At 36.8% G+C, this 12,181-nt stretch carries 14 protein-coding genes; 11 read left to right on the top strand and 3 right to left on the bottom strand.

Annotation, left to right across the window (positions count from 1 at the left end; translation table 11 throughout):
• The first annotated feature begins 89 nt into the window (after positions 1-89).
• From C4F49_RS15985 to C4F49_RS15940, 10 genes are all read left to right on the top strand, one after another.
• Positions 90-869, top strand: a complete 780-nt coding sequence (locus C4F49_RS15985) for a hypothetical protein (protein ID WP_196936838.1) — start codon at positions 90-92, stop codon at positions 867-869.
• Positions 870-873: 4 nt separating this feature from the next.
• The gene (locus C4F49_RS15980) at positions 874-1,263 is read left to right on the top strand and encodes a VOC family protein (protein ID WP_196936837.1); all 390 of its coding nucleotides are present in this window, start codon (positions 874-876) and stop codon (positions 1,261-1,263) included.
• Positions 1,264-1,444: 181 nt separating this feature from the next.
• Positions 1,445-2,788: a cytochrome ubiquinol oxidase subunit I gene (locus C4F49_RS15975; protein WP_196936836.1), complete on the top strand. Its 1,344-nt coding sequence runs from the start codon at positions 1,445-1,447 to the stop codon at positions 2,786-2,788.
• The gene (locus tag C4F49_RS15970) at positions 2,785-3,801 is read left to right on the top strand and encodes a cytochrome d ubiquinol oxidase subunit II (protein ID WP_196936835.1); all 1,017 of its coding nucleotides are present in this window, start codon (positions 2,785-2,787) and stop codon (positions 3,799-3,801) included. The genes C4F49_RS15975 and C4F49_RS15970 overlap by 4 nt, the downstream gene beginning before the upstream one ends.
• Before the next feature lie 76 nt (positions 3,802-3,877).
• Positions 3,878-4,849 carry an SRPBCC family protein gene (locus C4F49_RS15965; RefSeq protein ID WP_196936834.1) on the top strand — a complete coding sequence of 324 codons (972 nt, stop codon included), beginning with the start codon at positions 3,878-3,880 and terminating at the stop codon, positions 4,847-4,849.
• Positions 4,850-4,892: 43 nt separating this feature from the next.
• Positions 4,893-5,540 carry a DUF4272 domain-containing protein gene (locus C4F49_RS15960; protein ID WP_196936833.1) on the top strand — a complete coding sequence of 216 codons (648 nt, stop codon included), beginning with the start codon at positions 4,893-4,895 and terminating at the stop codon, positions 5,538-5,540.
• Positions 5,541-5,545: 5 nt separating this feature from the next.
• Positions 5,546-5,890, top strand: coding sequence for a low molecular weight protein tyrosine phosphatase family protein (locus C4F49_RS15955; protein ID WP_196936832.1), 345 nt, complete (start codon positions 5,546-5,548; stop codon positions 5,888-5,890).
• Positions 5,891-5,943: 53 nt separating this feature from the next.
• Positions 5,944-6,831, top strand: coding sequence for a hypothetical protein (locus C4F49_RS15950; RefSeq protein ID WP_196936831.1), 888 nt, complete (start codon positions 5,944-5,946; stop codon positions 6,829-6,831).
• A gap of 40 nt (positions 6,832-6,871) precedes the next feature.
• Complete coding sequence (locus tag C4F49_RS15945) at positions 6,872-7,315, top strand: DinB family protein (protein ID WP_196936830.1); 444 nt, start codon at positions 6,872-6,874, stop codon at positions 7,313-7,315.
• Between the two features lie 70 nt (positions 7,316-7,385).
• Entirely contained in the window at positions 7,386-8,099 is a 714-nt protein-coding gene (locus tag C4F49_RS15940) for a phytanoyl-CoA dioxygenase family protein (RefSeq protein WP_196936829.1), read from the top strand.
• 7 nt (positions 8,100-8,106) lie between these two features.
• Here C4F49_RS15940 and C4F49_RS15935 read toward each other — a convergent pair whose 3' ends face one another.
• From C4F49_RS15935 to C4F49_RS15925, 3 genes are all read right to left on the bottom strand, one after another.
• The gene (locus C4F49_RS15935; protein ID WP_196936828.1) at positions 8,107-9,957 is read right to left on the bottom strand and encodes a hypothetical protein; all 1,851 of its coding nucleotides are present in this window, start codon (positions 9,955-9,957) and stop codon (positions 8,107-8,109) included.
• A 27-nt stretch (positions 9,958-9,984) separates the two neighbouring features.
• A complete protein-coding gene (locus C4F49_RS15930; RefSeq protein WP_196936827.1) occupies positions 9,985-10,173 on the bottom strand; it encodes a hypothetical protein in 189 nt (62 codons plus the stop codon).
• A gap of 688 nt (positions 10,174-10,861) precedes the next feature.
• Positions 10,862-11,152: a hypothetical protein gene (locus C4F49_RS15925; protein ID WP_196936826.1), complete on the bottom strand. Its 291-nt coding sequence runs from the start codon at positions 11,150-11,152 to the stop codon at positions 10,862-10,864.
• A gap of 323 nt (positions 11,153-11,475) precedes the next feature.
• On the opposite strand from C4F49_RS15925, the gene C4F49_RS15920 reads away from it, so the two are divergent.
• Positions 11,476-12,156: a VOC family protein gene (locus C4F49_RS15920; RefSeq protein WP_196936825.1), complete on the top strand. Its 681-nt coding sequence runs from the start codon at positions 11,476-11,478 to the stop codon at positions 12,154-12,156.
• The last annotated feature ends 25 nt before the right edge of the window (positions 12,157-12,181 follow it).

The following is a 12,181-nucleotide window of genomic DNA, read 5'->3' as shown; positions in this document are numbered from 1 at the left end:
TTTTACAAGAAGGATTTAATCTTCAAAAATTCAATAATTCAATCTTTACTCATTTTTTATTACCTTAATGCTTTATTAGATCAATAAAAATGAAAGCAAAGTTCCTAGCCTGCCTGGTTTTTCTATTCCTCATCTCTTGCAAAGAGCGAAAGAGCAAGGATACAGTCTCCGACAATGAAATAGAAGCTCCTATGCAAACCATGGATTCTGTACAAAATTCCGAGGAAATCAACAAACTTTCCGAAACCTATACGATATCGATTGCCAAAATAGATTCTGCCAGTTTTTTTGGAAGTAAAAAAAAGGTTAGTCACCAATCGGACACTTTATTGAAAATTACAGATTTCAAGCAAGCAAAGAAATTATTGAATGGCATCGTAGAATTTCAAGAAACCGAATATTACAATGGAATACAAAAGATTAATTTTAGGAATGGAACGGTCTATCAGAACCCCAGCGAGTACACTGAAGAATCGTTTATCGCCTTTTTTCCAACAGAAGACATTCTGCTTTGCGAAGGTGGGCATTCTACGGATGTTAGCTATAACCTAAAGAACGGAAAACTGACGGAGGAAACCGGAAATCCTGATATGATTGTATTTTCTCCGAATAAATCATTCCGATTGAATGGCCATTTCGGGGGACAAGAATGCTCGACCTACTTTATCCAAAAAATCCAAAACGGAGAATGGAATAAAATCAGCAAGCTGGATGAAGAATTTGAAAAGTCAACAGGAAAATGGCTCTGTGTGATCAAAGATTCTTTTTGGATAAATGATCAAACCCTTTTGTTAAGCCAGATCGTTAATTACGATAAAAGTCAAAATCCGATCTTTGATTTTTATAGCTTTACGATTAGAAAAAAATGATTTTATGACGCCAAAAATTAATTTCATCACGGTCGCTGTTGAGGATATGCAAGAGTCAATCGAGTTCTATCAGCAGGTTTTCAACTTCAAAATTGCTGAACAAAGCGAGGATTTGTGCCTATTTGATATGGAAAATGGATTTTATTTTGTGATCCAAACGAAAGCCGATTTTTTGCAACAGCGAGACAATCAAAATCCTGCAGAGCGTTCTTCAGGATTTATTTTGAGTTGTAGTTTGGATTCGACCGAACAAGTCGACATGCTGGTTAGCCGCGCTGAAAAAATGGGCGCTGTACAAGTAAAGAAATTGAATGAAGAATGGGGCTATTCGGTAGTGATCAAAGACATTAATGGACATCATTGGGAGATTGTCCATTTGACTCAAAGCAACTAATACAAAATCTTAGCCATTTCCTTTATTGCATTTCGTGCCTTAACCATATTCTTGTATTTCATGAATGTAAAAAAATAAACTTTTTACATTAAAAACTAAAAATAAAACCACAAATCCCGTGTAAAACACTAGCCTTCCCCGCGAATAATCCCTATCTTTAAGACATAAAATACGATGCCCTATGGATGATTTTATTGCCGCTCGCGCGCAAATGGCCATGTCATTAGGTTTCCACATTATCTTTGCTTGTGTGGGAATGGTGATGCCTTTTTTAATGGCTTTCTCTCACTGGAAATATTTAAAAACCGGCAACGAAATCTATAAAGGGCTGACGAAAGCTTGGAGCAAAGGCGTAGCTATCCTATTTGCTACCGGAGCTGTATCAGGAACCATGCTTTCATTTGAATTAGGATTGCTGTGGCCTGAATTCATGAAACATGCTGGACCGATTTTCGGAATGCCTTTTTCTTTAGAAGGAACAGCCTTCTTTATCGAAGCCATTGCATTGGGATTCTTCCTATACGGCTGGAACAAATTCAACAAATGGTTTCATTGGTTTTGTGGCCTATTGGTTGGCATCAGTGGCCTTGCCTCTGGAGTTCTTGTTGTTGCTGCGAATTCCTGGATGAACTCCCCCAGCGGTTTTGATTTTATAGACGGACAGTACCTAAACATCGATCCGATTCAAGCCATGCTGAATGACGCTTGGTTTCCACAGGCTTTGCACATGACCGTGGCGGCATTTTGTGCCACAGGATTTGCGGTTGCTGGTGTACATGCATATTTAATCATCAAAAAGAAAAATGTTGAATTTCATACCAAAGCTTTTCGCATTGCAGTTGCCTTTGCATTGATTGGCGCTTTTGGCGCTCCTTTAAGCGGTGATATTGCAGCGAAATCTGTTGCTGAAAGGCAACCCATTAAACTGGCAGCGATGGAAGCTCATTTTGAAACAGAGAAAGGCGCTCCTTTTGTTTTGGGTGGTATTCCGAATGAAGAAACAGGAGAAGTAAAATATGCGCTTAAAATCCCGAAGTTACTGAGCTTTTTGGCGACGAATGACTTTAATGCTGAAGTGAAAGGTCTTCATGATTTCCCGAGGGATGAATGGCCTCCTGTGGCAGTGGTTCATTATGCGTTTCAGATCATGATTTTCTTTGGAATGGTCATGATGGCTATCGGCGGAGTATACCTGATCGCATTCTTCTTTAAAAAAGAATGGCTGACGAAACATTGGTTCTTAAAGACCTTTGTCGTTGCAATTCCATTTGGGTACATAGCGTTGGAAGCTGGATGGACGGTAACCGAAGTCGGAAGACAGCCATGGATTATCTACGGCATTATGCGAACGGCCGATGCCGTGACACCTATGCCAGGCATCCAATACTCATTTTATTTCTTTACAGCAGTTTTTGTATCCCTTTCTCTGATTATTATTTTTCTTCTAAAAAGACAGATCCAAATGGTCCCTAAACTCTACGACCCAACTGACCCGAATTATCAAACTAAATCCAAAAAGTCATGATTTACATTGTTATCGGATTTCTTTGGTTATCAATTTGTCTATACCTTGTGTTAGGCGGAGCGGATTTTGGAGCTGGAATTGTTGAGCTTTTTACGACCAAGAAAGAGCGGAAATTCACTAAGAAAATCATGTATGAATCAATCGCTCCAATTTGGGAAGCTAACCACATGTGGCTGATTATTGCGATCGTTATTCTCTTTGTCGGTTTCCCTGTAATTTATAGTTTCGCATCCACTTATCTACACATTCCGCTGGTGTTGATGCTGGTGGGAATCATTGCGCGCGGAACAGCTTTTACGTTTAGACATTACGATGCCGTCGATGATAATTGGCAAGTAGTTTACACACAAATATTCTATTATTCAAGTTTGCTAACACCGTTCTTTTTCGGAATGATTGGCGCTTCTGCCATATCTGGATCATTGAATCCAGATGCGAACAATTTCTTGGATCTCTACGTACTAGATTGGTTCAATCTTTTCGGAATCGCAGTCGGATTTTTCACAGTATCCATCTGCGCCTATCTGGCTTCCATTTACAGCTTGAGAGAAACTTATGAGGCAAATAATCTCCGTTTAATGATTCGAAAATCAAAACAGTCAACGGTATTTGTCGTTATTACAGGCCTAATTGTTTTCATTGCGGCTTATTATTCAAAAATCCCTTTATTGGAAAGAATATTTGGCGGATGGATTGGTATTGTCGCGGTAAGTGTAGCGACAATTTTTCTGCCAATGATATACTATTTTATCAAGCAAAGAAAACTAATTATCGTTCGCGTGCTAGCTGCTGGACAAATTATTCTGATTTTAGTCGCGGCGACCTATCAGCTTTATCCAGATATTATTTTGTTGCAAAATGGCAATCACTTATCCCTGCTTACCGATAGCGCGCCTGAGAAAACCATTAGTTTCTTAGCATGGGCATTAATGCTTGGCAGTATATTTATTTTGCCATTTTTATTTTACCTGATGTATTCATTTGGGCGAAGAAACGCGAGAGGGTCGGAATAAATAATTGAGCTTTTTTTATATTTTTGATGGAACAATAAAATCAATAAAATTTTTTGTACCGATTAAAGACTAAAAAATGAATCAGAAAACAAAAGACAGGCTAAAATCTTTTCTAAAAATAGTCGCTATCCCTACTGTCTACGCATTATTCCTTCGATTTATATTTGGAGCCAAAGATTGGGAGGCGGTATTCAGCATGATGTCCGTTACTTTTCTGTTTTTATTGCCGAGTATTGTGGGTGCATTAACTGTTTATTTTTCCGATATCAAGAATGTAAAGAAATTAGCTTATCGTATAATCGCACCATGGATTCCGATTTATGCATTTTTCATTATCACGTTCCTTTTTGCGATTGAAGGATGGCCTTGTCTTGTTATGATACTGCCAATTTTTATGCTTTCAGCGAGCTTAGGTGGTTTGCTCGGCGGATACTTCAAGCTTAGGAAAAAAGATAGCAAAGCCTATTTATCCATTCTATTGGTTCTTCCTTTGTTCGCTTCGCCAATAGAAAGTTATATCGGCGTTCAATCAAAACCTTATCAGGCATATACGTACATTGATATAGATGCTCCTGCCGAAAAAATCTGGGATAATGTGACGAGGGTTAGAGAAATTGATGAAAAGCAAGACAAAGGATGGCTTACGAAATTATTGAATTTTCCAAGACCTGTTAAAGCAGAATTAAATTATGAAGGCGTGGGCGCTTACAGGCAAGCGATATTTACGAATGGATTAGTTTTTCATGAAACGGTAACTGATTACGAAGACAATAAGAAAATGTCATTTTCCATCCGGGCATTGCCACATGAAATTCCATTAACGACTATGGACGAGCACTTGGTTGTCGGAGGAAAATATTTTGATGTGTTAAACGGCACTTACGAATTGGAAAAATTAACCGATAAAACCTACCGCCTTCATCTCTATAGCAACTTCAAATTGACGACGAGTTTTAATTTTTATGCGAGCTGGTGGGCAAAAAATATTATGAAAGATATTCAGAACAACATTCTCCAGGTTGAAAAATACCGCTCAGAAAATGAATAATCTGAAGCTCCATTTCTTTTTCTTTGCCTATATTTAGTTCCAAATGGCGATAACAGTAGAAGATAAAATTGCGATAAAGCGCGATAATGACTTAAAAATTAAAGAACAAGGTTATAAGGTCAATGATTGGCTTCCGATTCTAGATAGTTCCCAAATGAGGGATATCAAACAAATTAAGGGAAGGATGTCGGTCATGAATGCTTTAATTAACATTGCTTTCGATGCTCCGATTTACATCATCAAAGATTGGATTGCTGCACAGAAACTTAACAATTTTCTTTCGGCAACGGAGCAGGAACTTTTGCAAAAAGACAATTACGAACTTGAAGAGCAAGAACTGAATTCCTTAAGTTGGTATGCAGAAGGTTTGTGGGCGCTGATGTGGTTAACGGAGATGTGCGATAAACTTGTTGCCGAAGAATATGTGAGTGACCATGCAGCCTCATTGTTGCCTAACCTAGAACAAGGGGAATCAAACCGTAAAATTGACAACCTGAAGAGCATTCGCAATGAACGCGAATTGTACACTATGCTTGACTATTATTATCGCTTGCATTGGTATTGTGTTGACGGACGACTAAATAGCTATGAGGTCAAACTCAATGAGGGAATTGTATATGAACGACGCAAAGCGCTAGAATGGGCATTTAACCGATCGAATGATTGGGATAATGTTGAAATGAGCACCTAGAAAATATGAATCACAGGCCTAATATTTTAGTGATTTGCGGAAGAAACAAGCGACGGAGCCGAACTGCCGAGCACATCTTCAAGAACAGCAACCAGTTTGCTATCCGCTCCGCTGGATTAAGTCCTCAGAGCGACCATAAGCTAACGGAAAAAGATTTGGCTTGGGCAGATTTGATTTTTGTTATGGAATTTAAGCAAAAATCCAAAATCAAAGAAGCTTATCGTTATCTTGCTTTGGCAGACATCGAGGTCCTTCAGATTCCTGACGACTATGATTATTTAGATCCCGAACTTATTGAGCTATTGACGGATAAAATAAGCCATCAGATTCAATCAAAATTCAATCTATAAAACCAAAAACAACGAAATCCGTTGTATAGGTAAACGAAAATCAACTGATGCATATGAAATACCTATTCTTTAGCTTATTTATTTTTATGTTCGGAGTTGCTTCCGCGCAGAACAGTCCAGGAACGCTAGAACGATTGAGCGGAATTTCCAATAATGGGGTGAACTATTACAACATTGAGGGCATAAAGTTGTATTCCTATGCAATCGACCTTGATTTTTCCAAGCAGAATATACTCGCTAATTTTAATGACTTGAGAGAAGAACAGCTTGCATCTTCGGACGAAACACTGGCTTTTAAAAATTATCATGTAGCCGATCAGCATAAAGATTCTTTGGGATTCATTTCCTATTTCTCGACTTATTTTATTGAAAGCGAAAACAATAAAATCATTGCCATTTCCTTTGCTTCTGTTGATAAATCCGAAAAAGAACTGGAGAGAGAGCTTGTGCACCTTATACGAAATAATGCAATACCGAAAAGTGTTTATCACAAGATGACTACGGACACCGTTAATTTCGCAGGACGCCAATTGCTATTGGATTTCCCATGCCAATGGATGGATGTCAATAGTCTTCAGTGTCCCAAATGTGGACAAATTAATTGGAGTCTGCACCCTACCCTAAGAAGTGCGCAAGATGTATTGGACAATTTTGCGGCGACAACGGAAATGAACAAATTCGGAAAATTAGTGACCGATACAAGTATTCAAGTTATTTTTGAAGGAAAAGAAACCACCGCTAGAAAAATTGTCTTTGATGTTTCGGAACGAGTGACGGAACTAAATTTGTCAGAAGGCACAAAAACGTTAACCGCATATTACGTCGTGGTACCTTCCGGAACAAACTATATCAGCTGTATTATGAGCCATTGGAACAATGATCAGCTTAATCAAAATGGTCTTCCTCCATTGATTGATAAAATTATGCAATTGAAGATTTAAAGAAGAATTCAAAAAAAAGTGATGATTAACAAGTTTCACGATGATTGAAAATACGATAAACCGCTTAAAATTCTTATTGGCTACAATTCCAACTAAACTTCAAGAAATTGATGAGAATATATTTTCTGAGCGATCAATGCCTAATAAGTGGAGCAAAAAAGAGATATTAGGACATTTAATCGACAGCGCCACAAATAATCATCAACGTTTTATTCGATGCCAATTCGAAGAAAATCCTTTGATTTCTTATGACCAAGAAAAATGGGTGCAAACTTCAAATTATCAAGCAGCAGATAAAAGGCAGCTAATTGATTTTTGGACAGCATATAATAGCCATTTAGTTCACATAATGACTGCTATTCCTCAAGAAAAATTGACAAACAGCTGTAAAATGATAGATGGTAGCACGCATACCCTCGCATTTCTAATTAATGATTATGTGGATCACTTGGAGCATCACCTAAAACAACTGGTGAATTATTAAATAAGCTAATTATTTTTGTCCGATTCAATTAACAATAGTAAATTTATAATAGATTGATTTAGCTAATTGCATGCAAACATTCTCAGAAAAACAAATAGAATTGACAAACAGAGGTTTTGCAGTTATTGATAACATCTATACTGATGATGAAATCAACAAAATCCTTGAGGCTATACAGCAAGCCGATCGATCCAAAGAAACATTCAGGCAATCTGCAGATTTATTTGCCATTCGGCAGTTCTTAAAAGAATTTCCAGAACTACAACCAATTATATTCAACGAAAAGTTGAATAGGATTATACATAATATATTTGGGAAAGACTATTTCGTCGTTAAAAGCATTTATTTTGACAAACCTGCAACATCAAATTGGTATGTCGCCTATCATCAAGATTTGACGATTTCTGTGGATCGAAAGCTGGAGCTTAAAAATTACGGGCCATGGACAACAAAGCAAAATCAATTTGCCGTTCAGCCTCCGATTTCTATACTTGAAAATAATTTCACCATACGCATCCATTTAGACCAAACAGACGAAAACAATGGAGCATTGCGTGTAATCGAAGGCTCTCACCTAAAAGGCGTTTATCGACCAGAAGAAATTGATTGGTCAGTTGAAAAGGAAACAATCTGCGCAGTCAATAAATGCGGAATTATCCTGATGAAGCCTTTGCTTCTCCATAGTTCCGCCCGAACCACGAATCAAAAAAAGAGAAGAGTGATCCATATCGAGTTTTCCAATACAGAATTACCGGATGGATTGAATTGGTCAGAGAAAAACTAAAATCAAATTATTGGGCTTCAACTAAAGCTTGTGTAAGAATATTTAAAACAACTGTGGAATTAGAAACATTCGAAGATGTATACCAATTTCCAATGTAGGGTACTTTTGATCCATTCATTAAAAATGGAAATGAACCGGCTCCATTTGCTGAGCCAGGCGTTGCATAGCTTGATGAATAAACTGTGAAACCACCATCGCCTACCCAATATAGTTTTCTAGTTTTAGATTTGAAAAATGCCACATAAAAAGGACTGCTGGAACTCGAAGCTAATACATCTATTAAAACAGAGTTTGTATTCGTCATAACATATCCTAGCCCAGCATCGTTACCGATTGTTTTGCCTCTTGCATCCCCGAACCGTCCATTCAAGACAGCGTTGCTGGTGTTCGTCGCCAAATAACTCCAAGACGTATATGAATTGGTTCCGGCATATATTGTCAATAATGAGCTCTCACCTGTCGATCCAGGTCGTTCCGTAGCAATAAAAACGGTATTCCCAGCATCGAGAAAAGCAATAATCGCATTTGCTTCCGCAGCACTGATTTGATAAGCATAGCCGAGATATAAAAACTTATATCCACCAGTATTTAATGTTGAAAGTGATCCAGACGTAGCATCGAAATTTGTGATGCTCCAATTTGCACTAGTTGTAGCAACAATTCCATCAGGTCCAAAATTATTTGGCGTAGAAACCAACGCTTGATAAAGTCCACTCCTAGAGTCATTATAAATGCCGTATATGGAAGAACCTGCAGATATAATCTTCAATTTTGATCGATCTAATTTGAGGAATTCGATTTTAGCAGTATAGTTTTTACTTGGCCCTGGTACTATCGTCGTCCATGTAAATGGTTGCGTGGTTGCCATAGCTCGAGTTATTGAATTACTCAAAATGGATATGTTATTCAAATTCACAGAAAATGGATTTATTGCAGTAGTGCCTGCAGTATAGTAAGTCGCTGTTTTTATGGAAGCGGCGGTGGCTGGTGTAAATGTAATTGCTTGTGGTACAGTATAAGCCGAAATATCGGAAATAGTTCCAGTCTTCAGATCTAAAGTTCCTTTCGAAAAATAATTAGCTGAGGCCAAACTAGCATTTAAAGCTGTAATATTTCCAACATAATTCGCTGCATTTATTTCTACGGTTATTTTACAAAGCTTGTGCTTTAGCGTAATTTTTATAGGAACACTCACATCCGTTCCATCCCCCCCAACTCCTGGGATAACGCCTGTCGTACCGAATGCGTGCAGCAAATCACGATTGTCTGTTTCAATATTCGTAGAGGAAGATCCAGGATCCGAATTATCATTAAATGAAAATGCAACCCAGTCGTAGTTTTTCCCTTTTACAACCGGAATAGCAATTGCTGTGCCTGGTGTTGCTAAAGTCGACGAAACGAAGGTAGATGGATTAGTAGATTTATCATATAAAATAAGCCGATACTTTACTGTATTGGGTAGGATGCTTACCGCAGCGAGTTTGTTTATACTTTTCGACGATGAAACTAATTTCGTCGAATCAATTGCTGTTGAGAAATTCGAGGATTCTTGTAAAGTAAAAGAGGCTACCAGCCCATTCATGTTAACAATATTATTTTTATTGGTGGAAATCTGGTTCGAGGAGCTGCTTAAACTATTTGAGAATCCTTTAGAAGTCGATGCTAACAGGTCTAAGGATTCATCTTCATTAATACCTTCCAGTGTAAACACCACATTAGATCCATCTGAAAGTTCCTCACTTTGCATTTCTTTCTTACAAGAGGTCTGAAAAGATAAGATTGCTGATAGAACTACAAAAAGGCCAAATTTTATACTCCATCTAGAACTCAATAATGATATAGTAACCTTATTTTGCATAAAATAGAATTAGTTGTATATATTTTTTTAATACAGATAAACTTTATTAGTAGAAGTCGTATTAGTCTGCCAATCCTCCACTTCGGGCGAAGAAGCATTCGAATTGCTTCCCGGAATCACATTTGCTTGCGAAGTTGTAGCGATTCCTTGTTCAAGATAAATTACTTGTAATTCAAATAGCAATGCTGTGTACTTTAACTTTTTTTCAGTTCTCATTGTCTTTACCCTCTTCTTGTCACCAGTTTTTACATTTAATTCGAGTGCTCTTGATAATAGAATCTTGTAAAAGCTCAATGGTTAAGCGAATCAAATTTATTTTTTTTACAAATGTATATTGGTATAGAACAGAAATTTTCAAGTTTTTTTGGAAATATGTGGCACTGTAGAAATGCATCGACAAATGCATAGTTATACGATAAATATTAACTTTAAGATATGTTACCGCGTATTTTATGTAACAAAGTAATTAATGAATTAAAATTTAGTTATAAAATATTAAAAGTTATAAAAACTGAATATCAATTTCTCTAAATTTTATATATATAAGCAAAAAGAAATTTAACTTACTAACGCAATAATTACATAGTTCAAAATAGTAGATTTTTCTAAGAATAACAATCAATCTGGAATAAATAACAAATAAATACTGACTTATTGTTGGGATATTTTTAAAAATACTTAAATAATTTTAACTAGAAATTATTTAAGTATACTTTGAAAAATTGTATTCTTTCAAATAGTCAGTTAAATTAAATCTTATGCGCAATAAATAGAAATACCTCATTTTTCTTAAGTCAGAACAAATGAGGTATCTAATTCTAAAAGACAGCAGGTGTTGTAGACAATAATAATTTACTTTACAGCGTGCAATAATCGCAAATTAGACCAAGTAAATGACTTCGCCCTAGCTTCCCGCGAAAGGCGATCCAATAATCCCTACAGCCAATTCCGCCCAGATAAATAGAAAAGCTAGCAGAAGAACGATACAGAGCGCAATCCTGTTCTTCTTCGTTTTAACAGTGCGGAGAACAAGCTCAATTAATAAAACGGTTCCAAAAAGTAAGGCCCCCATAACCATAAAGTCGAACAAACTCCAATTCACCTCTGTTGAAAATTGCATCGCTGCAAATGGAATTAATAATAGACATGCGATGCCAAGCACCATGTAGCTAAATCTGTTTTTTTGAGTAATCATATGCTTTGTTTTTTATGGATTCAACTGCAAATCAACTTAGTTTGCAATCCTACTCCTGATCAGTTGTTGTTTAAATAATAAATATAAAAGTACTTTGATATACAAAGTAAAATATTAATTCACGTCCTTCCAAATAAATTTGAAAAAAAAATAAGAAGTCTTAAAAACTGACACAAAACATCTTATCTATTCCTATAAAAATAGCATATAGTGCATAGAAAAATACTATTTGTGAATGACAGCGGCCTCCAACTATATTTATACTATCGTTAACAATAGCCATTTTTAAAATTTAATTAAAAGGCTCCAAAAAATAGATGAACATGAGAATTGAAGAATTAAAAGTATTGACAAATAAACTAGAAGCCCAAAAAGAATTCTATAAAACTACGTTAGGATTTGAGCTGATCGAAGAGAGCGACACTCAATTCAGCATTCAGGTCGGATGGACATACCTGACATTTATCCAGTCGGTTGAACCCCATACATACCATTATTGCTTTTTGATTCCTTCTAACAAGCTAGAGGAAGGTTTGAAATGGTTTGATCAGCGACTGGAGACAGTCACGCTTGAGGATGGCGGTAAAACTGTTCATTTTGACTCCTGGAATGCGGATTCGTTCTATTTCTATGATGGCGCGGGAAACATTGCGGAATGCATCGTAAGGCATGAGCTCAAAAATGAAAGCGGAACAGAATTTAACTTATCGGATCTATTGTGCGTCAATGAGATTGGCATCGGAACATCGTCAATCCCTGCCTTTGATCAGCAACTGAAAAAAGAAATGGACGTCAATTTATGGAAAGGCGATCTAACAAGGTTCGCTGCACATGGCTCTCAAGAAGGTTTGTTTCTATTAGCGGATTACCACATGAAAGAAACTTGGTTTCCCACGCAAATCAAAATAAAAGCCTCCCCTTTCGAGGCAGTTATCAAAAATAATAATCGTCAATATGCAGTAGAGTACAAAAATGATGTATTAACGAGCCGAGAAATGGAATAACCTCTTTTTTATTTTTGAATCGCAA

The organism is Sphingobacterium hungaricum (assembly GCF_015210005.1).
Taxonomy (GTDB): Bacteria; Bacteroidota; Bacteroidia; order Sphingobacteriales; family Sphingobacteriaceae; genus Sphingobacterium; species Sphingobacterium hungaricum.
This window is presented reverse-complemented; position numbering and strand designations above follow the sequence as displayed.

What these genes read in the sequence shown, in the direction of transcription:
- C4F49_RS15985 (WP_196936838.1), top strand. Translation starts at nt 90, where the DNA reads ATGAAAGCAAAGTTCCTAGCCTGCCTGGTTTTTCTATTCCTCATCTCT.
- C4F49_RS15980 (WP_196936837.1), top strand. Translation starts at nt 874, where the DNA reads ATGACGCCAAAAATTAATTTCATCACGGTCGCTGTTGAGGATATGCAA.
- C4F49_RS15975 (WP_196936836.1), top strand. Translation starts at nt 1,445, where the DNA reads ATGGATGATTTTATTGCCGCTCGCGCGCAAATGGCCATGTCATTAGGT.
- C4F49_RS15970 (WP_196936835.1), top strand. Translation starts at nt 2,785, where the DNA reads ATGATTTACATTGTTATCGGATTTCTTTGGTTATCAATTTGTCTATAC.
- C4F49_RS15965 (WP_196936834.1), top strand. Translation starts at nt 3,878, where the DNA reads ATGAATCAGAAAACAAAAGACAGGCTAAAATCTTTTCTAAAAATAGTC.
- C4F49_RS15960 (WP_196936833.1), top strand. Translation starts at nt 4,893, where the DNA reads ATGGCGATAACAGTAGAAGATAAAATTGCGATAAAGCGCGATAATGAC.
- C4F49_RS15955 (WP_196936832.1), top strand. Translation starts at nt 5,546, where the DNA reads ATGAATCACAGGCCTAATATTTTAGTGATTTGCGGAAGAAACAAGCGA.
- C4F49_RS15950 (WP_196936831.1), top strand. Translation starts at nt 5,944, where the DNA reads ATGAAATACCTATTCTTTAGCTTATTTATTTTTATGTTCGGAGTTGCT.
- C4F49_RS15945 (WP_196936830.1), top strand. Translation starts at nt 6,872, where the DNA reads ATGATTGAAAATACGATAAACCGCTTAAAATTCTTATTGGCTACAATT.
- C4F49_RS15940 (WP_196936829.1), top strand. Translation starts at nt 7,386, where the DNA reads ATGCAAACATTCTCAGAAAAACAAATAGAATTGACAAACAGAGGTTTT.
- C4F49_RS15935 (WP_196936828.1), bottom strand. Translation starts at nt 9,957, where the DNA reads ATGCAAAATAAGGTTACTATATCATTATTGAGTTCTAGATGGAGTATA.
- C4F49_RS15930 (WP_196936827.1), bottom strand. Translation starts at nt 10,173, where the DNA reads ATGAGAACTGAAAAAAAGTTAAAGTACACAGCATTGCTATTTGAATTA.
- C4F49_RS15925 (WP_196936826.1), bottom strand. Translation starts at nt 11,152, where the DNA reads ATGATTACTCAAAAAAACAGATTTAGCTACATGGTGCTTGGCATCGCA.
- C4F49_RS15920 (WP_196936825.1), top strand. Translation starts at nt 11,476, where the DNA reads ATGAGAATTGAAGAATTAAAAGTATTGACAAATAAACTAGAAGCCCAA.